The following is a 23,910-nucleotide window of genomic DNA, read 5'->3' as shown; positions in this document are numbered from 1 at the left end:
GCTTTCCGGGGGGTGCTGCGGCGGCCCTCAGGTGTCACAAAAAGCACCAACCTTTTCAGATGATTAATGCTTCCTTGCGGAGCAGCCCGCCGGCGGCGCCACCATGCTGCCACGCCGGCGCCTGCATGATGAACGCCGTCTGAACGCCGGTTGCCGCGATATCGGTGGCACTGGGCGCAGCACATGCGCTATCCAAGGTTTCCAAGGACCGGGGGGCTTCCATGGGCAAGACCATCGTACGGCTGAAGGACATCGCCGGCAGGACGGGCTATTCCACCAACACGGTGTCGCTGGCGCTGCGCGACAGCCCCCGTATTCCCGAGCCGACCCGCGACCTCATCCGCCAGGCCGCGCGGGAGCTCAACTACCTGCCTAACCAGATCGCCAAGTCGCTGGTCAGCCGCGAGACGAGGACCATCGGTCTGGTGCTGACCGACCTGACCAACCCGGCCCTGACCCATACCGCCCAGACCATCGAGCTGGCGCTCTCCGAGCTCGGCTATGGCACCCTGTTTGCCACCTCCAACAACACCCTCGCCGACGAGATTCGGGCCATCGAGATGTTCCGGGCACGGCAGGTCGACGGCATGCTGATCTATCCCACCAGTCACCGCCAGCTCGATCACATCCGCGCGCTGCGCCAGGCGGACTACCCGATCGTGCTGCTGGTCGGCGACCCGGATGCCGGCATCGACGCGGTGTGCATGGACGAGCAGCGCGGCGCCTACAAGGCCACCGCCCATCTGATCGCGCAGGGTCACCGTCGCATCGGCCTGATCGATGGCGCGCGATCGCGTGGCAACCGCGAAAAGCACGACGGCTTCTGCCAGGCGCTGGCGGACGCCGGCATCCGCCTCGATGAGAGCCTCGCCGTGCTGTCGCCCGGCCGGTCGGTGGCGCGTGGCTATGAGGCGGCCGAGACGCTGCTGGCGCGGCCGGACCGGCCGACGGCGCTGCTGGCCAGCAACGATTCCCTCGCCATCGGCGCCCTGCACTGGTGCCTCAAGCACGGTCTCGACGTGCCCGACGATCTGGCGATTATCGGTTTTGACAATATCGAGTTCGCGGCTCACGCCTCGACCCCGATCTCGAGCGTCGACTATCCCGCCGGCGTGCTGAGCCGTGGCGCCATCGAGCGGCTTATGCAGCTGATCGGCGCCAGCGGGCCGCTGCCCGAGGCGCAGATCATCATGATCGACCCCGACCTGGTGCTGCGGGAATCGACGCTGGGTCGCGTCAGGCCGTAAGCCGGCGCAGGGCTCTGGCGAGCCGGTCGTAGCGCTTTTCACCCAGCTTGGTCCGATACTCATCCTCGATGGCGCGCTTGACCCGGTTGCGTTCGGCGAAGTCCTTGCGACCCAGTTCGGTGAGCACGATGCGCCGGGCGCGCTTGTCCACTGGATCGGGCTCGCGAGCCACCACCCCGTCGGCGACCAGTTGATCGATCAGCTGCTGCACCGCCTGCTTGGTCAGCCCCATGCGCTCGGGCAGCTCCGCCTGCGGCGTGCCGGAGGGGCCCACATGTGCCAGCACCTCGCCGCGTGCCTCGCCATGCCAGGGATAGCCGCGCGCCACCATGTCCTGCCGCATCCGTGTGCGCCAGTCGAGCGCTGCCGTCCACAGCAGAAGGCCGATGTGGTCGATCAGCTCGACCTTATCGTCAAGGGACTTGACCATTACCTGTTGCGCCTCATATATCGTCAAGTATCTTGATTACTACGGCGCCACCTGGCGCGAAAGGAGAAGCCCATGGTTATCACTGACAAATCGTCGCTCAACCTGCTGCTGACCGGCACCACGCACTATCTCGAGGTTGGGCCGAACACCGAGTTCGCCATCTACTATGGCACGGACGCGGCCGGCATGCTGATGCCCGATGGCAAGCGCCGCACCGGCAGCTGGGCCATTACCGAGACCGGCTACCACGTCGACTGGGCCGATGGCCCCAGCGCCTCCTGGCAGATCGATGTGGAACCGGGCGTGATTGCCTATCGTGACGCCGAGGGCATCGAGCGCGGGCGGGTGACGCGGATCATCCCGGGTGACGCCGCCGGCCTGGCGGCGTAGGCTGCACCAGACACTCGCCGCCGGCCGCAGCGCTGGCGACGAGCTGAGGAGGAGGAGGAACGCCATGGCCAATCGGCTCGACGCTACGGATCGCACCGCCGCACTCGCCCGGCTGCCACACTGGAGCTTTGACGCGGCGCAGGACGCGATCGGGCGCGACTTCAAGTTCAAAAACTTCTCGGAAGCCTTCGGCTTCATGGCGCGCGTCGCCCTGCTGGCCGAGAAGGCCGACCATCATCCCGACTGGAGCAATGCCTACAACAAGGTGTCGATCACACTGTCGACGCATGATGCCGGCGGGCTGACGGACAAGGACGTGCAGCTGGCAGCGGCCATCGACAAGCTGGTGTGACGCTGCTGTTCCGCAGGGAGCGGCCCGGCCTCGTCCTTCGACAGGCTCAGGATGAGGCCTCTCGGTGACCGGTGGGGTGGCCGGGTGGCTGCCCGTGCCGGCGTCGCCGCCGGCTACCCCGTAATGGCCGTGATGTAGCGCTCGGCCGAGGCGGCGACGCGGGCCTTGGCGTCGCTTTGCATCACCCGGTCCCACCAGGCCGAATAGATCCGGTCGAAAGCGAAGGGTTCGGTGGTCGCCACGAGGCGCCGGATTTCGCGGGCGGGGAGCGGAATGAGGTTGGGATAAGAATACATGAAACTGACCCAGCGGAGGTCGGGCACCACCATGATGGTGTCCGCCGTCATCAGCACGCCCTTGCCACCGGCGCCATCGGCCCAATGCAGATAGGTGCTGCCGGTAAAATGGCCACCGCCGCGCACCAACGTGACGCCCTGGCCCAGGTCGTGCGTTTCGCCCGACCAGTAGGTGACGTTCGGGCCTTCATGCACCACGTGCGGCCTGAGCGCCTCGTGCAGCACGATGGGCACGCCGCCAAGTGCAACGCTCCACTCGTTCATCGCGGCAAAAAAGTGCGGATGCGAAATGGCGATGGCCCGCACCCCGCCCAGCGCCTTGACCTTTGCGATGGCCGCGTCGGTGACCAGCGGCGTGCAGTCCCACATCACCCCGGCGCCCGGCTGCGCGATCACCAGCGCCCGCTGGCCGATGGCAATGCCCGGCGTTGCCCCGATCCCCCAGAGCCCGGGCTCCTGCTCGCGGATGTCGCTGCTGTGGTTGGCCTGCAACTCGGCCAGCGTGGTCCAGCTCTGCCCCGCCGCATTCACATATTGCCGCTCGTCGGCGCAGGTCGGACAGTGTTGCGGCGGTGTGTCCGACGGCGGAAATCCGGTGCCGCAGGTGGTGCAGAAGAACGATTGCATGATGCGCCCTCGTGGAGATCTTGGCATTTCTAGCCAAGAATACACCTCCCGCGTAGTCCTGAAAGCTTACGCCTCCTGCACACCCTTCCAGGCTTCCAGCTCGTCCAGCGTGCTGCCGGCACCGGCGATGGCGAACTGGTAGATGTCGAAGCTGCTGATCACGACGCCATAGTAGTCGTCGCGCGCGCGTGCCTCGGTCTTGAGGCGGAGGATCAGGTCGCGGTCGCAGCGGCTGAGGTCGAGCCGCAGGCTCTCGTCGCGGGCCTCGCGGATGGCGAAATCGAACGGGTCCCAGCCCCAGAGATCGCACTTCCAGGCCTGGCCGTCATGGTCGCGGAACTCGAGGCCCCAGTAGAGCCCGGCGCCGAGCGGGTGCGGGTCGACATAGTCGTTGAGATAATTGGCGCGGTGCAATTGCAGGCCCGCATCCTGGAGCTGCCGGGCAATCTCGGAGAGGAGATAGGCCCAGTCGGCCCAGGCCGAGGCCTCGACCGGCATGTGAATGTCGATATCGCGCCACACCATCAGGTCATAGCCGGCGCTGCCGGTAATCTTGACCTTGCCGAAACGCTCCTCGAGCAGGCGGAACAATCCGCTCCGGTGCAGCAGCAGGCCGGCCTGCCGCAGCAGCGAAGCGGCTGTTTCGGCGCGGGTTTCGGCAGTCGACATCAGGGCGGCTCTCCTCAGGTCCGGCTGGTGGGTGCTCAAGACAGAAAAGCCTGACCTCCTTGCGGGGGCCAGGCTTTCAGCTGAATGTCAGCGTCAGGGGCGACGGACGCCCCTGAATTATTCGGCTTTCGGCTCGGCGGCGGCTTCGGCGGGAGCCTCGGCAGCAGCGGCCTGCTCGGCAGCGGCCTTGGCGGCAGCTTCCTCAGCTTCCTTCTGCGCGAGCTCGGCGGCCAGCGCCTCGGCGGCAGCGATCTTCTCAGCCTCGCGGGCGTTCTTGGCCTCGAGAGCGGATTCGCGCTCCCCGGCTTCGATCTTGCGGGTACGCGACGAGGTCGACTCGAAAATACGGGCCGACTTACCGCGACGGTCGCGCAGGTAGTAGAGCTTGGCGCGACGGACCTTGCCGCGCTTCAGGACTTCGATGCGATCGACATTGGGCGACAGGATGGGAAACACACGCTCCACGCCTTCGCCGTAGGAAATCTTGCGGACCGTGAAGCTTTCCATGATGCCTGTGCCCGAACGCGCGATGACCACGCCTTCGTAAGCCTGCAGGCGTTCCTTGTCGCCTTCACGGATCTTGACCCACACCTTGACGGTATCGCCATGGGTGAAGTCGGGACGCGGTGCCTTGGCGGTCAGCGCGTCGTACTGCTCTTTATTGAGCTGTTCGATGATGTTCATTGTCGTCTTCCGTTGATCTTTTCAAAGGAGCGTTTTGCCAGCCCTTGTGGGACTGACCGCCCGGTCTTGGTTTTTGCACGGATTGTTGTATGCGCTTATTGGCTCGCCCCCAGTGAGGGGAGCGAGCGCGCGTATAGAGCAAGTGAGGCCCGGAGTCTAGGGGCTAGAGCTTGTCTGCGACCTGTGCCGGCGACCGGCGGGCGAGGCGCGTGACCAGCATGGCCGCGGCGATCCCGGCCAGATGCAGGGCAGCTGTGGCGGCGACAAAGCCGAGGGCGAACTGCCAGGCCGAAGCGCCCAGCGGCAGTTCGGCACCGTGGGCGACGCCGTGGAAGACGGCAAAGACGCCGACCAGCGCGGCAGCGGCGGCGGTTTTCATCGACCGGCCGAAGACCACGGCACCGGCGATCACCAGCGATGAGGCGCCGATCACCAGTTCCATGAAGGGCAGCTGGATGCCGGCAGTGCCGAGCAGGAAGCCGGCGGTCATCATGCCGACAAAGGCCAGCGGCACGGCCAGCAGGGCACGTCCGCCCAGCGCGACGGCGAAGACGCCGACGGCCAGCATGGCTAGCAGATGATCGAAGCCGGCCAGCGGGTGCAGGATGCCATGCAGCAGATCATGGGCCTGACCGGCACCACTATGGGCGAAGGCGGCGGAGGGCAGCAGGGCGAGAGGAAGGGCGAAAGCCAGTTTGAGGCGCATATTTTCTCCTTTGCGGGACCCACCGTCCCGCAATCCGGGTTGCGTTGCAAAGACGGCCGGTCTCCTGGCTCCGGGCTTGTATCTCTCTCCGCCTTCCCAGTCGCAAACCAGTGGCACGCTGGAGGAGATACCCGTTACAGTCGCGGGGGCGGCGCAGGGTGTTCGCCTGCTTCCCGTTTCACGCGGAGGGTTTGCTGCCCCCGCGCACCGTCTTCATGCGTCAGTTCTGTCAGGAAGCTTGCGCAAGATCAATGAAGCTTCGACGCATTTGTCGCATGACGAGGGTGCAGGCGGTCAGCTATGAGAGCAGCCATGAGCCCCAAGAGGACAATTGCGGAGATCCTGCGCGCCCTGTGCGTGCTGGCGCTGCTTTTCCTCAATTTCGCGCACCAGCCTGTGGCTGTGCAGGCGGCGCCGGGCGACGTCCTCGCCATCGCCTCGACGCTCGGCTTCTGCGGCACGCCGCTCGACGACGAGACGTCCAGGCATGCGCCCTGTCATGCCTGCCGCGTTGGCATAGCCGACCTGCCGGCGCCCACGCAGGTGCCGCTGGGCCCCTGCGCCGTTACCGCCTTCACCTATGGCGCCCTGCCCGTCCTCAGCCTGCCCGACCGTTATGTCGGCCCGCAGACTGCGCGCGGCCCGCCCGTTCTGGCCTGATCCGAAACCTGCTTTGAGATCAAACGCCGCGCCCGGACTCCGGGGAGCTGCGGCCAACAGAACGAGACTGACATGCTTACCAAACTGACACTGGCCGCTCTCGCGGCTACCGGGCTGGCGCTGCTCGCCGCCCCTGCCTCTGCCCAAGACACTGCCGCTACGACGGCGATGACCGTGGCCATGGAGATGGCGCCCGAAGTGACGCTGGGCGATCTCACCATCACCGGCGGCTTCACCCGCGCCACCCTCCCCAACGCGCCGGTGGGCGGCGGCTATGTGACGATCCACAATGCCGGGGCGGAAGCCGACCGGCTGATCGGCGCCAGCTCGCCCGTCGCGGAGGTCACCCAGCTGCACGAGATGAAGATGGAGGGCGACGTCATGAAGATGAACCAGCTCGAGAGCGGCATCGACATCCCCGCCGGCGAGACGGTGACGCTGGCGCCGGGCGGCCTGCACATCATGTTCATGGGCCTCAACCAGGCACTGGTCGAGGGCGAAACGGTGCCGGTGACGCTGACCTTCGAAAAGGCCGGTACGGTCGAGATCGAGCTGTCGGTGGCAGGCATGGCGGCCAAGGGGCCGGCCATGGACCATGCCGGCCACGGGGGCTGAGATGACAGGCACGACACTCGCCCGCGTCCGGCTCGGACTCTGGATCGCCGTGGTGCTGGCGGCGGTTGCGGCGACGATCCTCTTCGTCTTCGCGCCGCCCAAGGCGGGTGCCGGCATCGGCGGGGGCAGCTATGCCCTCGTCGACCAGCGCGGCCAGGCCATCGACCAGACCATGCTGGTCGGCCATCCCTCGCTGCTGTTTTTCGGCTATACCCACTGCCCCGACGTCTGCCCCACCACGATGGGCGAGATGGCCGGCTGGTTCGAGGAACTGGGCGATGCCGCCGGCCCGCTGCAGGCCTATTTCATCACCGTCGATCCGCTGCGCGACACGCCCGAAATGCTGGGCGACTATGTCTCGTGGGTGTCGGACCGTATCATCGGCGTCACCGGGAAGCCGGCCGAGATCGACAAGATCGTCAAGGCCTGGGGCGCCGTGGCCGAGCGGGTCGAGGGGCAGTCGCCGGACGACTACACCATGAACCACACCGCTTCGGTCTATCTGATCAATGCCAGAGGCGAGTTCGAGGGCACCATCGCCTATGGTGAGGATCAGGCCACCGCTGTCGGCAAGATCCGCAAGCTGCTTGCCAAGGTGTAGCGGACTATTTGTCCAGCAAGTCCGGCCGCCGGGCCGTCGTGAGCTTCAGGCTCTCGGCCCGGCGCCACTTCTCGATCTTGCCGTGATCGCCCGAGGTCAGCACCGCCGGGATCTCGCGACCCTCGAAGACCTGCGGCCGGGTGTAGTGCGGATATTCCAGCAGCCCGTCCTCAAAGCTCTCGTCGGCATGGCTTTCGGCGGCACCGAGCACGCCCGGCAGCAAGCGCACCACCGCCTCGATCAGCGCCATCGCCGCCACTTCGCCACCGGCGAGGACATAGTCGCCGATCGAGATTTCCTCGAGCTCGCGCGCCTCGATGACCCGCTGGTCGACACCCTCGAAGCGGCCGCAGACAATGATCGCCCCCGGGCCCGCCGCCAGTTCGCGCACCCGCTGCTGGGTCAGCGGCCGGCCACGCGGACTCATCAGGAGTTTCGGGCGCTCGTCGGCCACGGCATCAATCGCGGCCGCAAGAATATCGGGCTTGAGCACCATGCCGGCGCCGCCGCCCGACGGGGTATCGTCGACGGTGCGATGCCGGTCGGTGGCGAAATCACGCAATTGCGTGGCGTGCAACGACCAGGCGCCGTCGGCCATGCCGCGACCGATCACCGACGCGCCCAGCGGTCCGGGAAAGAGATCGGGGAAGAGCGTGATGACGTCGGCGCGCCAGCTCATGAGGGCTCGGACGTGTCCGCGCCGGGCGCGACCTCGCCCTCGACCTCGACGGGCGGCACGATGACCACGTAGCCCGCCGCGATATGCACTTCGGGCACGGCGTCTTTGGTGAACGGGATGAAGCGGGTCTCCCCGCTCGCCTTGTCGCGCAGTTCGAGCAGGTCGCCGGCGCCGAAATTGGGCACCGCCATCACCTCGCCCAGGCTGGTGCCATCGGCGAGCTGGGCCCTGAGGCCCACCAGATCGGCGTGATAGAAATCATCCTCGTCCTCGATCTCGGGCAGCAGATCGCGGTCGATATAGAGTTCGGTGCCGTTGAGCTTTTCGGCCCCGGTGCGGTCGCTGACGCCCTTGATGCGGGCCACCAGCACATTGGTGGTGGTCCGCGCCTCGAGGATCTCGATGCCCTGGCCCGGCGTGCCGGTCGACAGCACGCCGTAGTCCATGATCGCCAGCGGATCCTCGGTATAGGACTGGATGCGCACCTCGCCCTTGATCCCATGGGCCGCACCAATGCGGCCCATGAGCAGTTTTCGCGAAGTGTCGCTGGTCGCCATGCTTACTCGGCAGCAGCGTCTTCGGCCGGGGCCTCGGCGGGCGCCGGAGCCGCAGCGGCGGCGGCCGCATCAGCAGCAGCCTTGGCCTTGGCTTCGGCGCGCTCGGTGGCCTTCTTGCCCGGCACGGCGCGTTCCGGGTTGTTGCGCGGGGCGCGCTTGAGCAGGCCGGCGGCATCGAAGAAACGGGCGACGCGGTCGGTCGGCTGGGCGCCAACGCCGAGCCAGTGCTGCACGCGCTCGGTGACCAGGGTCACGCGGGCCGACTTGTCGGCGAGGCGCGGATCATAGGTGCCGATGCGCTCGATGAAGCGGCCATCGCGCGGCGAACGGGCATCGGCCACGACGACATGGTAATAGGGGCGCTTCTTGGTGCCGGCACGGGCGAGGCGGAGTTTGAGCGACATAGGTTCAGTCCTTGCGTTGAGTTCTGTTGAGTTGAAATGACTACTTTTTCTTCGGCACGAAGCCGCCGCCGAGCCCGGGAAGGCCGGGGAAGCGCGCGGCGCCACCCAGGCCGGGAAGTCCCGAACCGCCGGATTTGAGGAGCTTGCCGACATCGGTCGGCAGCTTGTCGGAGAGATCTTTTTGCGGAGCGCCCTGCTGCGGGATCGAGGCGGGGTCGATCCCCATCTGCCGCGCCAGCTTTTCCAGTTCCTTGGGATCCATGTTCTCGGGGCTGGGCATATTGCCCATGTCGGGCATCATGCCGCCCATCTTGCCGCCGAACATGCCGGCCAGCGAGCCCATGCCGCCCTTGCTGACCTTCTTCATCATGTCCGCCATCTGGCGGTGCTGCTTCATCAGCTTGTTGACGTCCTCGACCCGCGTGCCCGAACCGCTGGCGATGCGGATACGGCGCTTGGCGTTGAGCAGCTCGGGATTGGCGCGTTCCTTCCGGGTCATCGAGTTGATGATGGCGACCTGCCGGTCGAACACCTTCTCGTCGACATTGACCCCGGCCATGGCCTTCTTCATCTGGCCCATGCCCGGCATCATGCCCATCAGGGCGCCCATGCCGCCCATCTTTTTCATCTGCAGCAGCTGGTTGCGCAGGTCGTCGAGATCGAAGGAGCCCTTCTTGAGCTTCTTGGCCATCTTCTGCGCGTCTTCGGCAGAGACGTTCTCGGCGGCCTTTTCGACGAGCGAGACGATGTCGCCCATCCCGAGGATGCGGTCGGCGATGCGGCTGGGGTGGAAATCCTCCAGCGCATCCATCTTTTCGCCGGTCCCGATCAGCTTGATCGGCTTGCCGGTGGCGGCCCGCATCGACAGCGCCGCGCCGCCGCGGCCATCGCCATCGACACGCGTCAGCGCAATACCGGTGGCATCGAGCCGGCTGTCGAACGAGCGCGCCACATTGATGGCGTCCTGGCCGGTCAGCGAATCGACCACGAGGATGATTTCATGCGGATCGGTGGCGGCCTTGATCGCGGCCGTCTCATCCATCAGCTCTTCGTCGATATGGGTGCGACCCGCCGTATCGAGGATCAGCACGTCATAGCCGCCCAGCTTGCCTTCGCGCTGGGCGCGGCGGGCGATCTCAAGCGGCGCTTCATCGGCAATGATCGCCAGCGTATCGACGCCCACCTGCTCGCCGAGCACGCGCAGCTGTTCCTTGGCGGCGGGACGGCGATTGTCGAGCGAGGCCATCAGGACCTTCTTGCCCTGACGTTCCTTCATCCGCTTGGCGAGCTTGGCCGACAGCGTGGTCTTGCCGGCGCCCTGCAGGCCCACCATCAGCATGGTCATGGGCGGCGTGGTGTTGAAATCGATCGGCACCTGCGTCTCGCCGAGCACCTTGACCAGCTCGTCGTGGACGATCTTGACCACCTGCTGGCCCGGCGTCACCGAGCGCGTCACTTCAGCGCCGACGGCGCGTTCGCGCACCTGCTCGACGAACGCCCGAACCACCTCGAGCGACACGTCGGCTTCGATCAGCGCGCGGCGGACCTCACGCAGCGCGGCGTCGGTATCCGCCTCGCTGAGTGCGCCACGGCCCCGCAGGCCGTCGAAGATTTTGCCAAGGCGATCGCTTAGGCTTTCAAACATATTCCGTTCCCTGTCCCGGCGGTGGTCACCGGGATGTAGTGTCCAAGAAGCCAAACGCAAAACACACCCGAGAGCGCAGCGCGCTGTCGGGTGTTTGCCTCCGGGATCTCTTTATACCTTTGCGGGTCCCGGTCGGCGTCAGGCGTTTGAACCTGATGAATTGGCTGCTGACCTAGAGAGGAAGCGCGGCAGAGTCAAGGAAAAGCAGGTCCAACGCCCTCTCCGGAGCGGGTCAGCTGTTGGCAGACTCTGCCTTTTGCGGACATAAGCGGGGGAGCAACGAGGCGAGCCCGCATGACCACCACACAGCCATCCCCCTTTCCCTGGCCGGAAGAGCGCATTGCGCATTACACCGCTTTTCGTGCCCCCGAGCCGCTGCGCATCGATGGCCGCCTCGACGAGGCCAGCTGGCGGCTGGCGCCGCGCTCGCCGCGTTTTGTCGATCTGATCACCGGCCGGCCGACGATCCACGACACCCGGGCGGCAGTGCTCTGGGACGATGCCTATCTCTATGTCGGCTTCTGGGTGGAAGAGCCGTTTGTCGAGGCGACGCTGACCGAGCGCGATGCGCTGATCTGGACCGAGAACGACGTCGAGCTCTTCATTGCCGGCCAGGACGCCTACTACGAATTCGAGATCAACGCCCTGGGCACGATGTACGAGGCGCTGTTCCTGTTCGAGGACGCCTATGAGCGCGGCGGCTTCAGCGCCGCCGCGGAATTTGCCCGCAACGCCCCGGGCGCCAAGCCGTGGAACGGCGTGGGCTTTACCACCCATCCGCGCGGCCCGCGCCTCGGCTTTTTCAACTGGGACCTGCCGGGCGTCCGCAGCGCCGTGGCCGTGGACGGCACCATCAACGACAATACCGACCGCGACCGCGGCTGGACCGCCGAGATCGCCCTGCCCTGGTCGGGCATGGACTGGCTGGCCAGGGGCGACGGCCGCGCCCTGCCGCCGCGCCACGGCGACACCTGGCGCATGAATTTTTCGCGCTTCAATACCTATCGCGAGGCGAAACCTGCCGAGGATTCGGGTGGCTGGGCCTGGAGCGCCCACGGCGTCTGGGATTCGCACATTCCCGAGCTCTTTCCCTATATCCATTTTTCGACCGCCGAGGTCGGCAGCGAAACGGCGACCCCCGAGCCTAGCGGCGGTTGAGCCAGGAGCGGATGGCGGTGGCGAGGCGCCAGAGACGGGGTTGCCGCTTGATGGTGCGCTTGGCGTTGCGCAGGCCCTGCAGCAGGCGGGCGGCCCAGCGGCCGGGCGGCGTCAGCGCGATGACGGTATCATAGGATGTCTGCTGGTCGGTCCAGTCCAGCTTGTAGTCGAAATCGCCCAGTCCCATGTCCATCGAAGTGATGCCGTCGGCTCGCAGGTCCTCAACCAGCAGCAGCATCAGCAGCCCCATCAGGCTGTATTTGGCGGCCTGACCCTCGGTGGTGGAGTTGATGTACTGGGCGTAATGCTGGCCCGAGACGCTGCCGATCGAAGTGGCGACCATCTGCTCGCCGGCATAGAGGGCGTGCAGCACCAGCACCGGCTGGGTCTGATCGAGCCCGCGCCGCGCCGCATCGCGGAAAAAGCGCTGCATCCAGTCTTCGGCAAAGACATTGGCGACGCCCATTTCCCGGAACCGGATATCGCGCTGCCGCAGGAACTCGGCATGCACGGCGTCGATGGCGTCGGGTGTCGTCGCCCGCTCCATGCGCACCGGCCCCAGCGCTTCCTCCAGCCGGCGGCGGCCGCGCTCGATATTGCGGTGCCGTTTGGCGGTGAGCCGGTCGACTAACAGCGGCGCGACATAGAAATGATCGGGCGCCGGCTGGTGCGGCAGCGCCAGCAGCGGGTTTGGCACGTCCTGCCAGCGTTCGGGCTGGCTATGCAGCGCCAGGTAATCGGCACCGGTCTGCCGCGACAGCTCGGCCAGCAAGGCCTCGAGCGTCGCCCGGTCGAGGCGATGCGCGACGGCGGGATCGATACCCATCCAGTCGCCATTGCTGAAATCCCAGCCGATCAGCCGTGCCGCCCTGACGCCGAGACGGCTGGTGATTTCGAGCGGCAGCAGGCCGACGACCTTGCTGCCCTCGTAGATGAAGGCGATGGCGATGCGGCCGCGGGGCCCGCGCGCCGCCAGCAGCTGCGCGATCCAGTCGAACCGCTGATAGGGCGAGATGACCGCGTGGGCCTCGAAGGCCCGCCAGGTCGGCTCAGCCGCCGCAAGGGTATCGACCACCTCGAGCCGCAACGGCGCCGGGGCCGTGTCGACAAGGGTATCGACGATCAGCCGAAGCTCATCGAGGAGCTCCGGCACGGGGGCGACGGTTGCGGGTTGCAGGGCGAGGCTGGACATGTGCGTTCGCAGCCGGGTGTCCGGCCTACTGCGCCTTCTTCGGCTTGGTGGCGTTGTAGTAGTAGTTGGCGTCCTTGCCGCGCACGAGGCCGCGGATCCAGCGGCGGAAGCCTTCCGATTTGCGCAGCGGATCAACCACCAGCTTCAGCGCCCGGAAGGCCGCCAGCTTGACCTCGTCGGCCAGCGGCTGCACGCCCGGCGCCGGCTGCGGCAGGCCGCGATCGCGCAGCATGGCATTGACCTGGTAGATGTCGTTGCGGCGGTTCACCGCCCGGGTCTTCCAGGTGATGGCGACCGAGATCGAGTAGCTGTCGAAGGTCTTGACCCAGTGCGGCCAGAGATAGGGCACGAACACGCCCTCGCCCGGCTTGAGCTTGTTGTGCATGGCGCGCGGCTCGAAGCTTTCGGCATACTTGATGTTGCGATGCTTGGTGATCGCGTACTCGATGGTGTCTTCATTGGCGATGCTGCGATCCTCGTTGTCGTAGATCGAGAACTGTTTGTCGCCATGCACCTGGACGAAGAAATTATCCTCGCTGTCGAGGTGGAACGGCGTTGTCGATCCCGGCGAGGAGACGAACAGAAAGCCCTGCACGTCGGTGAAACCGGCGGCCTTGAGCGAGGCAAAGCCCTGCGCCTTGGCCACCGACATCAGCGCCTGCTCGAGCAGCTCCCTGTAGACCGGGTTGTGTTCGATGCGCTTGAGCACCATCCAGGCGCCGGCCGTCTGCACATTGGCGACGACTTCCTCGGGGCTGAGATCGACCAGCGGCGTCGAGGCGGCGTCCTGGTTGACGGCGACCTTGCCCGAATTATATTCGATGCGGTCGCGCGGCAGCGACTTCACCAGCTCGAGAATGGCCGGCAGCTCGAGGCGCGGGTCACCCGCGAGGGCGTGGCTGATGCGGAAGGGCTTGAGCGGAAACTGCGATTCAAAGGCCGCGCTGTCGGCCGTCAGGACTGAGGTCATGACTTCTTCTCCAATCGATTGCGGACGGAATGATAAAGGCGCTTGGCATGGTTGCGGGCGTCGTGGCGCAGGCGGATCAGCTTGCCGAGCGCCGGACCCACCGCGTCACCGGCGCGGGTCTGGATATAGAGGTCGCCCACCGTCAGGCGCTCGCGCCAGACATGGTCGATCATCGGGTGTTCGGCACTGGCCGTGCTGTCGACGAAATTGAGCGTCGGATCGGCGATGAAGCGCCGCGTCATCTCGAGGGTCAGCTGCACGCCCACCGACAGCCGCGCCAGCGTCTCGTCATAGGCGATCTTGAAGAACTGCGCCCGGTCGGCCTGCCGCAGCACGAGGCCCGAGGCGATGGTGGTGCCGTTGAGCGTCAGCTCGGCAACTTCGAACTTGCCGCGGGCGGACAGGTCGGCAGCCATGGCCCGGACAAATTGCGCGTCGCCCGCATCCTGGCTGAGGCCGGTACCGCGCTGGCCCTTCCAGCCGCGCGTTTCCAGCGCCAGGAACCGCTCCAGCGCCGGTGCCACCGCGTCGGGGGCACTGGCCACAGCAAAGGCCACGGTGCCCTCATCGGCCAGCCGATGGCCCTGGCGCCGCAATTCCTTGAGTTTTTTCGAGCCGAGGCCGGAGCGCAGATAGGTCTCGTCGTCGAGATCGGTGGTGGCGAGCACGGCCCGGGCATGCACATTGTCCGTGACGGCCGTCAGCCCGCGGGCGGCCAGCGCCGCCTGCAGCGCCGCATGGGCCGGACCTTCGAGCGCCACGGTCTGCAGGACCAGCAGCGGTACGCGTGACGCCGCCGCATCGATCAGCCCGCCGGCGGCAGCGACGGGATCGGTGGGGTCGAGCAGGGGCGTGCTGAGCACGTTATAGGGCTGCGTCGCCACCAGCACCGGGATCGGCAGCTTCAGGGCGCGCGCCGCACTGGTGACCGGCAGCAGGCCGCTGAGCCCCTGGGCGGAATAGGCCGTGAGGGCCTGGCCGCCGGCGCCATTGCGGGCATGGGCGGCGGAGCTGAGCACGAAGCCGGGATCGAGAAAGCCGTTCGCCTCCAGCGGCCGGGCAGCGAGGCTGTTCCACTGGATCCGCAGGATGGCGGCGAAGGGCATGAGCTGGGCGCGCGTCGACGCAGGCGAAACCGCCGCGCCGGAAAACCCGCCCTCAATGCCCGATAGTGCCTGTTGCATGCGTCCGCATATCCCTGCCCAGATAGTGGCTTGGTCTGGTGGTGAGATAACTGCATCAGATTAGCGCGTTTATTGCCCGCGTCGGCGACGACCGCTGTTTCTGGTTAAGCTGCCGTGAAGCCCGGCAGCCGGGGCTTTCAGCCGGTTATGCTCAATTGAATCTGAATCGACTAAAATCCACCCGGGACCCCGGCCACTGGCAATTTGGACTGCCTTGCGCCATATAGGCGCGAACGAAACCCGGTTCTGGCCCCTGGAGGCCACAATGAGCAGCGCCCCATTCCTCAAGATGAACGGGCTCGGCAACGAAATCATCGTCGCCGACATGCGCGGCCGTGCCGACCGGGTGACGCCGGCCGCCGCCATCGCGATCAATGCCGATCCGGCGACCCGCTTCGACCAGATCATGGCCATCCATGACCCGCGCACGCCCGGCACCTTCGGCTATATCGAGATCATCAATTCCGACGGCTCGCTGGCCCAGGCCTGCGGTAACGGCATGCGCTGCGTCGTGCAGGCGCTGGCCGCCGAGACCGGCGACAAGAACTTCGTCTTCGAGACCCTGGCCGGCATCCTGACCGGCGACGAGCGCCCCGACGGGCAGATCACCGTCGACATGGGCGTGCCGCGCTTTGGCTGGCAGGACATCCCGCTGGCCGAGGAATTCTACGACACCACCGGCATCGAGCTGCAGGTCGGGCCGATCGACGCGCCGGTGCTGCATACGCCCTCGGTCGCCTCGATGGGCAATCCGCACGCCACCTTCTGGGTCGAGGACGACGTCTGGAACTACGCGCTCGACCGCTTCGGGCCGCTGCTCGAAAACCATCCGATCTTCCCCGAACGCGCCAATATCTCGGTGGCGCAAGTGGTAGCGCCCGATCACATCATCCTGCGCACCTGGGAACGCGGCGCCGGCATTACCCAGGCCTGCGGAACCGCCGCCTGTGCCGCGCTGGTTAATGGCGTGCGTACCAAGCGCACCGCGCGCCAAGCCACGGTGACCCTGCCCGGCGGCGACCTGCTGATCGAGTGGCGGGATGACGACCACGTGCTGCTCACCGGACCGGCCGAACTTGAGTTTGCCGGCAGCTTCGATCCGGCCACCGGCAGCTGGTCGCAGCACCGGCAGGACGTCGCCTGATGGGCGTGGAAACACTCACCTTCGGCTGTCGCCTCAATGCCTATGAGTCCGAGGTGATGAAGGGCGAGGCCGAAAAGGCCGGGCTCGACAACGCGCTGATCATCAACACCTGCGCCGTCACCGCCGAGGCCGTGCGCCAGGCCAAGCAATCGATCCGCAAGGCCCGTCGCGACAATCCGGACCGCAAGATCATCGTCACCGGCTGCGCCGCGCAGACCGAGGCCCGCACCTTCGGCGACATGACCGAGGTCGATCTCGTCATCGGCAACAACGACAAGATGAAGGCCGAGAGCTACCAGCCGATGGCCTTCGGCGTGCCGCTCAACGACAAGGTGCAGGTCAACGACATCATGAGCGTGCGGGAAACCGCCGGTCACCTGATCGAGGGCATGGACGGCCGGGCGCGCGCCTTCGTGCAGGTGCAGAACGGCTGCGACCATCGCTGCACGTTCTGCATCATCCCCTTCGGCCGCGGCCCGTCGCGCTCGGTGCCGATGGGCGCCGTGGTCGAGCAGATCAAGAAGCTGGTCGGCAACGGCTACCGCGAAGTGGTGCTGACCGGCGTCGATATCACAAGTTATGGACCTGATCTGCCGGGCGCCCCGACGCTCGGCAAGCTGGTGCAGTCGATCCTGCGGCACGTGCCCGAGCTGCCGCGCCTGCGCATCTCCTCGATCGATTCCATCGAGGCGGACGCGGCTCTCTATGACGCCATAGCATCGGACCTGCGGCTGATGCCGCATCTGCATCTGAGCCTGCAGTCGGGCGACGACATGATCCTCAAGCGCATGAAGCGCCGCCACTCGCGTGACGAAGCGCTGGAGGTGGTCGGCAAGCTGCGCGCGCTGCGGCCCGAGATGGTGTTCGGCGCCGATATCATCGCCGGCTTCCCGACCGAAACCGACGAGATGTTCGAGAACACGCTCAACATCGTCAACGAGGCCGGCCTCACCTATCTCCACGTCTTTCCCTACAGCCCGCGCCCCGGCACGCCGGCCGCGCGCATGCCGCAGGTCGACCGCGGGATCGCCCGCGAGCGCGCCGCCATCCTCCGCGCCGCCGGCCGTGCCAGGGTGGACGCGCTCTGCCAGTCGCGCCTCGGGCTGATCGAGAACGTGCTGGTCGAGCACGAAGGCATGGGCCGCACCGAGCAGTTCATGCCGATCGCGGTGCCGGGCTTTGCGCCTGGCCAGATCATTGCAGCCAGGGTCACCGGCACCGCCGACGACGGCCTGATTGGCGAAGCGGTAAGGACAGCAGCCTGATGGCCGAAAAGAAAAAGGGCTTCTTCCAGCGCCTGTTTGGCGGAGAGACGCCCCGCCCCGATCCGGCGCCCGCCCCCGAGCACACGGTTGCCGAGGATCTCGAAGCCGACATCCTGCTCGATGACGTGGTCGAGGCCGATCCGCTGGTGCTGCCGGCGGACGAGGAACTGGCGCTGGTCGAAGCCCTGCACGATGCCGGCGTTGCCATCACCCCCGAGACCGAGGCGCCAGTCGGCGAGCCAGAGATGACACCGGCCGAGCCCAGCGTTGCCGACGAGCTCGAGGCCGACATCATCCTCGACGACATCGTCGAAGCCGACCCGCTGGTCTTGCCGGCAGATGAGGAACTGGCGCTGGTCGAGGCGCTGCACAACGCGGGCGGCAGCATCGAAGGCGTGCCGAACTCCGAGCCGCCGGCCGGGCCGCCCGAAGCGACCCCCCACTATATCGAGCGCACGCCGGCGGCAGCCGCCGAACCGGCACGCAAGCTGAACTGGTTCCAGCGGCTGGCCAGCGGGCTCAAGCGCTCCTCCGATCAGCTCACCACTAATATCACCTCGGTCTTCACCAAGAAAAAGCTCGACGCCGCCATGCTCGAGGACCTCGAGGACATCCTGATCCAGTCCGATTTCGGCCTGGAAATGGCGATCCAGGTCACCGACACGCTGCGCCGCGACCGCTTTGACCGCGACATCTCGACCGAGGAAGTGCGCGAGGTGCTCGCCGCCGAAATCGTCAAGGTGCTCGACCCCGTGGCGCGGCCGATCGAGATCGCGGCCGGCCCGAAGCCCTTCGTCATCCTGATGGTCGGCGTCAACGGCACCGGCAAGACCACCACCATCGGCAAGCTCTCGAGCCTTTATGCAGCGCAGGGCAAGAAGGTGATGCTGGCCGCCGGCGATACCTTCCGTGCGGCTGCCATCGAGCAGCTGCAGGTCTGGGGCGAACGGACCGGCGCGCCGGTCGTCACCAAGCCGGCCGGCGCCGATGCCTCGGGCCTCGCCTTCGATGCGGTGACCCGCGCCAGGGCCGAAGGCAGCGATGTGCTGCTGATCGATACCGCCGGACGCCTGCACAACCGCGACGAGCTAATGAACGAGCTCGAAAAGATCATCCGCGTCATCAAGAAGGTCGATCCCTCAGCGCCTCACGCAACTTTGCTGACGCTGGACGCGACGACCGGGCAGAATGCCCTTAATCAGGTCGAAATCTTCGGCAAGCGTGCCGGGGTGACGGGGATTGTCATGACCAAGCTGGACGGCACAGCGCGCGGCGGCATTCTTGTGGCCATTGCGCAGAAGTTCGGGCTGCCGGTGCACTTCATCGGCGTCGGCGAAGGCGTCGACAACCTCGAGCCGTTCGCTGCCCGCGATTTTGCCGAAGCCATTGCCGGAAAGACCAACTGATGTCCGAAGCGACCGACAAGTCCGAAGAAGTCAACTGGAGCGAGTTGAAGGCGCCGCTGCTCAAGCTGGCGCTGGAACTGGGGCCGCTGATCGTCTTCTTCGTCGCCAATGCCTTCGGCCAGAAGCTGATCGACACCATTCCGCTGTTTCAGGGCTTTGACGATCCGCTCTATCCGGCCACCGCCTTCTTCATGGTGGCCATGGCCATCTCGCTGCTGCTGAGCTGGCTGCTGTTGAAGCGGATTGCGGTGATGCCGGTGGTGACGGCGGTGGTGCTGGCCGTGTTCGGCACGCTGACCTTCGTCTTCCAGGACACCACCTTCATCAAGATGAAGCCCACCATCGTCAACGCGCTGTTCGGCACGGTGCTACTGGGCGGACTGCTGTTCGGCCAGTCGCTGCTCAAATATGTGTTCGGCGAGGTCTACAAGCTCAAGCCGCAGGGCTGGCTGGTGCTGACCCTGCGCTGGGGCATCTTCTTTTTCGTGCTGGCGGCGCTCAATGAAGTCGTCTGGCGCGCCTTCCCCGACTACTGGGTGTCGTTCAAGGTCTGGGGCATCATGCCGCTGACGGTGGTCTTTTCCATGCTGCAGCTGCCGATACTGCAGAAATACGCACCCGACCCGGAGCCGGAAGCAACGGCGTCCTGAGGCAGGCTCTTGCTGTCGTGGAATGCAAGCTGAGGAAGGGCGCGTGCTGACGCATCGCACCCCTCGTCCGGCGCCAAGGCGCCACCTTCTCCCCTGAGGGGAGAAGGCTAAAAGCTGACAGCTAGTGGGTCTTCATCAGGTCGGACTTTTCGACCTTCAAAGTCAGCTTGTCGTTGCTGACGCTGCTGATCTGGTCGGGCATGATATAGCGGTCGGCGGCAAAGATGCCGTCGGCATCGAGCCGGATAAAGCCCTGCATCATCAGCTTTTCGTGCACCACCTCGGGCACCTCGTCGGCGCGGAAGGCCTCGGCCAGATCATTCATCAGGCTGTGGTTTTGCGGCTGCTCCATGCCTTCGATGGAAGTCGCTTCCAGCTCCGGCGTGGACGGATCGTCGGCCCCGAACTGCACCCAATCGACCTTGCCGATCTCGTGGTTCCGGGCGTCGTAGACCTTCATGCCTTCATGAACGCTGCGCAAAAAATCCTGCATGGCTTGTCTCCCTTTGTGTGCCCGCAACAACGGGCGTCTGGGACTCAACGCACAAGCAACAACAGGGGTTCCGGAAGGTCTAGCGCGTGTAACTGGCGGCGCCGAGGATACGGCCGGGGAGATGGTCGCGTTCCTGCTGGATCATGATCACGGCGCCGTTCGAGCCTTCGGGCAGCACCTCGGTAAGCGGCAGCTTGAACCGGGCGCCCGACTGCGGCTCCCACATGCCGACGGCCTGGCGGCCGGTGACGATCTGCGTATAGGCAATCTTCTTGCCCTTGTTCTCGCCGCGCTGGATATCGACCTCGGCGCGATCGATGAATGTGATCAGCCAGACGACCGCCTCTTCCATGTCGTCATCGCCGGCGACGGACACTTCGAGCATGTCGCCGGCGGTGGTCAGATCGATCGGCAGGTGCAGCCCGGTGGCACCGACGGCGCTTTCGACCTCGGCCCGGCGCGACGCCACCACGCTCTTGACGCCATTGACCACCAGTTGCGGGGTGAAGATGCGCGACGAGCCCCAGCTGGCGGCATAGTCGCGCTGCCGGTCGGAATTGGCCTTGGCGCCATAGGTGTCGGGCCAGCCGATATAGTCCCAGTAGTCCACGTGATAGGCGAGCGCGATGTAGTCCGGGTTCTCGCTCATCTTTTCGAGCAGCGCATCGGCGGGCGGGCAGGATGAACAGCCCTGGCTAGTGAAGAGCTCGAGCACGGCCTTCGACTTCGCGCGGGTCTCGCCGGCCAGGGCTGGCGACAGCGTGGCAAGGCCGAGAAGGGCAATGGCGATAACAGGGCGCAAAAACATGCTGATCTTTTAGGCACGCGCCGGCGCACTGGCGAGTCAAATTGGCGTGTGACCATGTGATCGGGGAAAACTGCGCCGACGGCACCGCGCGCATCGCCGGGGCGCAGCCCTCAAACGACAATGGCGGCCCGGAGGCCGCCATCGCAGAACCTTGGCAGTCGTCGGCCTATGCGGCGACGAGATTGCGCAGCACGTACTGCAGGATGCCGCCGTGCTGGTAGTACTCGAGCTCGTTGACGGTATCGATGCGGCAGCGGGTGGCCACCTCGTCGACGCGGCCGTCGGCGTGAACGATCTTGACCGTCACGGTCGAGCGCGGCGTCAGCGTGGTGAGACCCTCGATGGAGATGACCTCGCTGCCATCCAGCCCCAGCGTCTGCCAGCTCTGTCCCTCGGTGAACTGCAGCGGCAGCACACCCATGCCGATCAGGTTGGAGCGGTGGATACGCTCGAAGCTCTGGGCGATGACGGCGCGCACACCGAGCAGTCGGGTACCCTTGGCCGCCCAGTCACGCGACGAGCCGGTGCCGTATTCCTTGCCGGCGAACACCACCAGCGGCGTACCTGTCTTCTGGTATTCCATGGCCGCGTCATACATCGCCACGGTCTCGCCGTTGGGCGCCTTGCTGAAGCCGCCTTCGACGCCCGGCACCATCTGGTTCCTGATGCGGATATTGGCAAAGGTGCCGCGCATCATCACTTCGTGGTTGCCGCGACGGGCCCCGTAGGAGTTGAAATCCTTCGGCGCCACCTGGCGCTCGCTCAGATACTTGCCTGCCGGCGTACCGATCTTGAACGAGCCGGCCGGCGAGATGTGGTCGGTGGTGATCGAGTCGAGGAAGAGGCTGAGGATGCGGGCATCCTTGATGTCGGTGACCGGCTCGGGGGTCATCGACATGCCCTCGAAATAGGGCGGATTCTGCACATAGGTGGAGGACGAGTTCCAGCCATAGGTCTCGCCGCCTTCGACGGCGATGCCCTGCCAGTGCTTGTCGCCCTTGAACACGTCCGAGTAGCGGCCGAGGAACATTTCCGGCGTGATATGGGTCCGGACGAGATCGGCGATCTCCGTGTTGGTCGGCCAGATATCCTTGAGATAGACCGGCTTGCCATCCTTGCCGATGCCCAGCGGATCGGTCGTCAGGTTGACGTTGAGCGACCCGGCAATGGCATAGGCCACCACCAGCGGCGGCGAGGCGAGATAGTTCGCCCGCACGTCGGGGTTCACGCGGCCTTCGAAATTGCGGTTGCCCGACAGCACCGAAGCCGCGACCAGGTCATTGGCATTGATGCACTCGGAAATGGCTTCCGGCAGCGGCCCGGAATTGCCGATGCAGGTAGTGCAGCCATAGCCCACGAGGTTGAAGCCTAGGGCATTGAGGTCGTCGGTCAGGTTGGCGGCATCGAGATAGTCGGTGACCACCTGCGAGCCCGGTGCCAGCGAGGTCTTGACCCACGGCTTGGACTGCAGGCCGAGGGCCCGGGCCTTGCGGGCCACCAGACCCGCGGCGATCAGCACCGAGGGGTTCGAGGTATTGGTGCACGAGGTGATCGCGGCGATCACCACATGCCCGTCATGCAACCCGTAGTCGGCACCCTTGACCGGGAAGGCGGCCTCTTCGGGGATGTCATCGACGCCGGTGGCACCCTCGTCGACATAGCGGCTCTCGGCGGAACTGTCGGGGACGGCGGTGCGGTCCTTGCGGCCACCGCCGAGTTCGACCAGCGCCTCGGAGAATTTCCGGGCCACGTCGGGCAGCGCCACGCGGTCCTGCGGACGCTTGGGGCCCGACAGCGACGGCACGACGGTGGAGAGATCGAGTTCCAGCGTGTCGGTGAACACCGGGTCGGCGGTCGCGGTCTCGCGGAACATCTCCTGGGCGCGGCCATAGGCCTCGACCAGCGCCACGCGCTCGGCGGCGCGACCGGAGGTGCGCAGATAATCGAGCGTGTCGCGATCGATGGGGAAGAAACCGCAGGTGGCGCCGTATTCGGGGGCCATGTTGGCGATCGTCGCCTGGTCCTCGAGGCTGAGGTAATCAAGGCCCGGGCCGTAGAACTCGACGAACTTGCCGACCACGCCCTTCTTGCGCAGCATTTCGGTGACGGTCAGCACCAGATCGGTGGCAGTGATGCCTTCGTTGATCTTGCCGCTCATCTTGAAGCCGATGACTTCCGGGATCAGCATGGTGATCGGCTGGCCGAGCATGGCGGCCTCGGCCTCGATGCCGCCGACGCCCCAGCCGAGCACGGCCAGGCCATTGACCATGGTGGTGTGGCTGTCGGTGCCGACCAGCGTGTCGGGATAGGCGATGGTCTCGCCATCCTCGGTCTTGGTCCACACGGTCTGCGCCAGATATTCGAGGTTGACCTGGTGGCAGATGCCGGTGCCGGGCGGCACGACGCGGAAGTTGTCGAAGGCTTTCTGGCCCCAGCGCAGGAATTCGTAGCGTTCGCCGTTGCGCTGATACTCGAGATCGACGTTCTGCCCGAACGACATGGGTGAGCCGAAGCTATCGACCATCACCGAGTGATCGATGACCAGATCGACCGGCACCAGCGGATTGATCTTCTGCGGATCGGCGCCGAGCTTGGCGGTGGCGTCGCGCATGGCCGCCAGATCCACAACTGCCGGAACGCCGGTGAAGTCCTGCATCAGCACGCGCGCCGGGCGGTAGCTGATCTCATGGTCGGACTTGCGCGTCTTCAGCCATTCGGCGACGGCCTCGATATCGGCCTTGGTGACGGTGACGCCGTCTTCGAAGCGCAGCAGGTTCTCCAGCACGACTTTCATCGAGTAGGGCAGTCGCGATATGCCCTTCAGCCCGTTCTTCTCTGCTTCCACGAGCGAGAAATACACATAGTCCTTGCCCCCGACGGTCAGGGTGGACTTGGACTTGAAGCTGTCGAGGGATTTGGTCACGTGCGGTGCCTGTCGCTAGCGTTGCAAACGCCCGCAACCCGCGCGCCGGGCCGGACTTCTGGCCGGTGCGGGCAGAGGGGCTTGATTGGAAAGACTCCAATCTACGGCGCTTATAGAGAAACAAATTCGCGCTTGCCAGCCTCCTCATTGGTTCA

Annotated in this window: 27 protein-coding genes and 1 riboswitch; of the genes, 11 read left to right on the top strand and 16 right to left on the bottom strand. The window is 65.9% G+C overall.

What is annotated here, in order from left to right; all coding sequences use genetic code 11:
- Positions 1-55: 55 nt before the first annotated feature.
- Positions 56-205 carry a hypothetical protein gene (locus tag AC0L4C_RS05670; RefSeq protein ID WP_473402655.1) on the bottom strand — a complete coding sequence of 50 codons (150 nt, stop codon included), beginning with the start codon at positions 203-205 and terminating at the stop codon, positions 56-58.
- 16 nt (positions 206-221) lie between these two features.
- On the opposite strand from AC0L4C_RS05670, the gene AC0L4C_RS05665 reads away from it, so the two are divergent.
- A complete protein-coding gene (locus AC0L4C_RS05665) occupies positions 222-1,247 on the top strand; it encodes a LacI family DNA-binding transcriptional regulator (RefSeq protein WP_473402654.1) in 1,026 nt (341 codons plus the stop codon).
- Here AC0L4C_RS05665 and AC0L4C_RS05660 read toward each other — a convergent pair.
- Positions 1,237-1,677 (bottom strand): MarR family winged helix-turn-helix transcriptional regulator, encoded by a 441-nt coding sequence (locus AC0L4C_RS05660; RefSeq protein WP_473402653.1) that lies wholly within the window; start codon positions 1,675-1,677, stop codon positions 1,237-1,239. The two genes, AC0L4C_RS05665 and AC0L4C_RS05660, sit on opposite strands and share 11 nt — an antisense overlap.
- Before the next feature lie 72 nt (positions 1,678-1,749).
- Here AC0L4C_RS05660 and AC0L4C_RS05655 point away from each other — a divergent pair, with 72 nt between their 5' ends.
- On the top strand, positions 1,750-2,067 hold the full coding sequence (locus tag AC0L4C_RS05655) for a hypothetical protein (protein WP_473402652.1): 318 nt from the start codon (positions 1,750-1,752) through the stop codon (positions 2,065-2,067).
- Positions 2,068-2,131: 64 nt separating this feature from the next.
- Positions 2,132-2,419, top strand: a complete 288-nt coding sequence (locus tag AC0L4C_RS05650; RefSeq protein ID WP_473402651.1) for a 4a-hydroxytetrahydrobiopterin dehydratase — start codon at positions 2,132-2,134, stop codon at positions 2,417-2,419.
- Between the two features lie 113 nt (positions 2,420-2,532).
- Here AC0L4C_RS05650 and AC0L4C_RS05645 read toward each other — a convergent pair whose 3' ends face one another.
- The 4 genes from AC0L4C_RS05645 to AC0L4C_RS05630 form a co-directional block, all read right to left on the bottom strand.
- Entirely contained in the window at positions 2,533-3,342 is an 810-nt protein-coding gene (locus tag AC0L4C_RS05645) for an MBL fold metallo-hydrolase (protein WP_473402650.1), read from the bottom strand.
- 66 nt (positions 3,343-3,408) lie between these two features.
- Positions 3,409-4,011 (bottom strand): hypothetical protein, encoded by a 603-nt coding sequence (locus AC0L4C_RS05640; protein WP_473402649.1) that lies wholly within the window; start codon positions 4,009-4,011, stop codon positions 3,409-3,411.
- 117 nt (positions 4,012-4,128) lie between these two features.
- Positions 4,129-4,695 (bottom strand): 50S ribosomal protein L19, encoded by a 567-nt coding sequence (rplS, locus tag AC0L4C_RS05635; protein WP_473402648.1) that lies wholly within the window; start codon positions 4,693-4,695, stop codon positions 4,129-4,131.
- A 163-nt stretch (positions 4,696-4,858) separates the two neighbouring features.
- Positions 4,859-5,401 (bottom strand): HupE/UreJ family protein, encoded by a 543-nt coding sequence (locus AC0L4C_RS05630; protein WP_473402647.1) that lies wholly within the window; start codon positions 5,399-5,401, stop codon positions 4,859-4,861.
- 37 nt (positions 5,402-5,438) lie between these two features.
- A riboswitch (cobalamin riboswitch) is annotated at positions 5,439-5,628 on the bottom strand.
- Positions 5,629-5,713: 85 nt separating this feature from the next.
- Between AC0L4C_RS05630 and AC0L4C_RS05625 the strand changes: the two genes are divergently transcribed.
- The 3 genes from AC0L4C_RS05625 (at position 5,714) to AC0L4C_RS05615 (ending at position 7,277) form a co-directional block, all read left to right on the top strand.
- Positions 5,714-6,061, top strand: a complete 348-nt coding sequence (locus AC0L4C_RS05625; protein WP_473402646.1) for a hypothetical protein — start codon at positions 5,714-5,716, stop codon at positions 6,059-6,061.
- A 72-nt stretch (positions 6,062-6,133) separates the two neighbouring features.
- Complete coding sequence (locus AC0L4C_RS05620; RefSeq protein ID WP_473402645.1) at positions 6,134-6,676, top strand: copper chaperone PCu(A)C; 543 nt, start codon at positions 6,134-6,136, stop codon at positions 6,674-6,676.
- A gap of 1 nt (position 6,677) precedes the next feature.
- Positions 6,678-7,277, top strand: coding sequence for an SCO family protein (locus AC0L4C_RS05615; protein WP_473402644.1), 600 nt, complete (start codon positions 6,678-6,680; stop codon positions 7,275-7,277).
- A gap of 4 nt (positions 7,278-7,281) precedes the next feature.
- Here AC0L4C_RS05615 and trmD read toward each other — a convergent pair whose 3' ends face one another.
- The 4 genes from trmD to ffh are packed head-to-tail and all read right to left on the bottom strand — an operon-like array spanning position 7,282 to position 10,562.
- Complete coding sequence (gene trmD / locus AC0L4C_RS05610; protein WP_473402643.1) at positions 7,282-7,956, bottom strand: tRNA (guanosine(37)-N1)-methyltransferase TrmD; 675 nt, start codon at positions 7,954-7,956, stop codon at positions 7,282-7,284.
- Entirely contained in the window at positions 7,953-8,513 is a 561-nt protein-coding gene (gene rimM / locus AC0L4C_RS05605; RefSeq protein ID WP_473402642.1) for a ribosome maturation factor RimM, read from the bottom strand. The genes trmD and rimM overlap by 4 nt, the downstream gene beginning before the upstream one ends.
- A gap of 2 nt (positions 8,514-8,515) precedes the next feature.
- Positions 8,516-8,917, bottom strand: a complete 402-nt coding sequence (rpsP, locus tag AC0L4C_RS05600) for a 30S ribosomal protein S16 (protein ID WP_473402641.1) — start codon at positions 8,915-8,917, stop codon at positions 8,516-8,518.
- A 40-nt stretch (positions 8,918-8,957) separates the two neighbouring features.
- Complete coding sequence (gene ffh / locus AC0L4C_RS05595) at positions 8,958-10,562, bottom strand: signal recognition particle protein (RefSeq protein ID WP_473402640.1); 1,605 nt, start codon at positions 10,560-10,562, stop codon at positions 8,958-8,960.
- A 294-nt stretch (positions 10,563-10,856) separates the two neighbouring features.
- On the opposite strand from ffh, the gene AC0L4C_RS05590 reads away from it, so the two are divergent.
- The gene (locus tag AC0L4C_RS05590; RefSeq protein WP_473402639.1) at positions 10,857-11,720 is read left to right on the top strand and encodes a carbohydrate-binding family 9-like protein; all 864 of its coding nucleotides are present in this window, start codon (positions 10,857-10,859) and stop codon (positions 11,718-11,720) included.
- Here the strand turns inward: AC0L4C_RS05590 and AC0L4C_RS05585 are convergent.
- From AC0L4C_RS05585 to AC0L4C_RS05575, 3 genes are read right to left on the bottom strand one after another with little or no spacing between them, the layout of a single operon-like run.
- On the bottom strand, positions 11,707-12,912 hold the full coding sequence (locus AC0L4C_RS05585; RefSeq protein ID WP_473402638.1) for a GNAT family N-acetyltransferase: 1,206 nt from the start codon (positions 12,910-12,912) through the stop codon (positions 11,707-11,709). The two genes, AC0L4C_RS05590 and AC0L4C_RS05585, sit on opposite strands and share 14 nt — an antisense overlap.
- A 25-nt stretch (positions 12,913-12,937) precedes the next feature.
- Complete coding sequence (locus tag AC0L4C_RS05580; protein ID WP_473402637.1) at positions 12,938-13,882, bottom strand: cupin-like domain-containing protein; 945 nt, start codon at positions 13,880-13,882, stop codon at positions 12,938-12,940.
- Positions 13,879-15,066: a GNAT family N-acetyltransferase gene (locus AC0L4C_RS05575; RefSeq protein WP_473402636.1), complete on the bottom strand. Its 1,188-nt coding sequence runs from the start codon at positions 15,064-15,066 to the stop codon at positions 13,879-13,881. The genes AC0L4C_RS05580 and AC0L4C_RS05575 overlap by 4 nt, the downstream gene beginning before the upstream one ends.
- 265 nt (positions 15,067-15,331) lie before the next feature.
- Here AC0L4C_RS05575 and dapF point away from each other — a divergent pair, with 265 nt between their 5' ends.
- The 4 genes from dapF to AC0L4C_RS05555 are packed head-to-tail and all read left to right on the top strand — an operon-like array spanning position 15,332 to position 19,531.
- Positions 15,332-16,210 (top strand): diaminopimelate epimerase, encoded by an 879-nt coding sequence (gene dapF, locus AC0L4C_RS05570; RefSeq protein WP_473402634.1) that lies wholly within the window; start codon positions 15,332-15,334, stop codon positions 16,208-16,210.
- Positions 16,210-17,475 (top strand): tRNA (N(6)-L-threonylcarbamoyladenosine(37)-C(2))-methylthiotransferase MtaB, encoded by a 1,266-nt coding sequence (gene mtaB / locus AC0L4C_RS05565; RefSeq protein ID WP_473402633.1) that lies wholly within the window; start codon positions 16,210-16,212, stop codon positions 17,473-17,475. The genes dapF and mtaB overlap by 1 nt, the downstream gene beginning before the upstream one ends.
- Positions 17,475-18,881 (top strand): signal recognition particle-docking protein FtsY, encoded by a 1,407-nt coding sequence (ftsY, locus tag AC0L4C_RS05560; protein WP_473402632.1) that lies wholly within the window; start codon positions 17,475-17,477, stop codon positions 18,879-18,881. The genes mtaB and ftsY overlap by 1 nt, the downstream gene beginning before the upstream one ends.
- The gene (locus AC0L4C_RS05555; protein WP_473402630.1) at positions 18,881-19,531 is read left to right on the top strand and encodes a septation protein A; all 651 of its coding nucleotides are present in this window, start codon (positions 18,881-18,883) and stop codon (positions 19,529-19,531) included. The genes ftsY and AC0L4C_RS05555 overlap by 1 nt, the downstream gene beginning before the upstream one ends.
- A 121-nt stretch (positions 19,532-19,652) precedes the next feature.
- Here AC0L4C_RS05555 and AC0L4C_RS05550 read toward each other — a convergent pair whose 3' ends face one another.
- The 3 genes from AC0L4C_RS05550 to acnA all read right to left on the bottom strand — a co-directional run bounded on the left by AC0L4C_RS05550 (position 19,653) and on the right by acnA (position 23,755).
- A complete protein-coding gene (locus tag AC0L4C_RS05550; protein WP_473402629.1) occupies positions 19,653-20,024 on the bottom strand; it encodes a hypothetical protein in 372 nt (123 codons plus the stop codon).
- A gap of 79 nt (positions 20,025-20,103) precedes the next feature.
- Positions 20,104-20,832 carry a DUF1223 domain-containing protein gene (locus AC0L4C_RS05545; RefSeq protein ID WP_473402627.1) on the bottom strand — a complete coding sequence of 243 codons (729 nt, stop codon included), beginning with the start codon at positions 20,830-20,832 and terminating at the stop codon, positions 20,104-20,106.
- 166 nt (positions 20,833-20,998) lie between these two features.
- Positions 20,999-23,755, bottom strand: coding sequence for an aconitate hydratase AcnA (acnA, locus tag AC0L4C_RS05540; RefSeq protein WP_473402626.1), 2,757 nt, complete (start codon positions 23,753-23,755; stop codon positions 20,999-21,001).
- Positions 23,756-23,910: the final 155 nt, after the last annotated feature.

The organism is Devosia sp. J20-27, from assembly GCF_055808595.1.
This window is presented reverse-complemented; position numbering and strand designations above follow the sequence as displayed.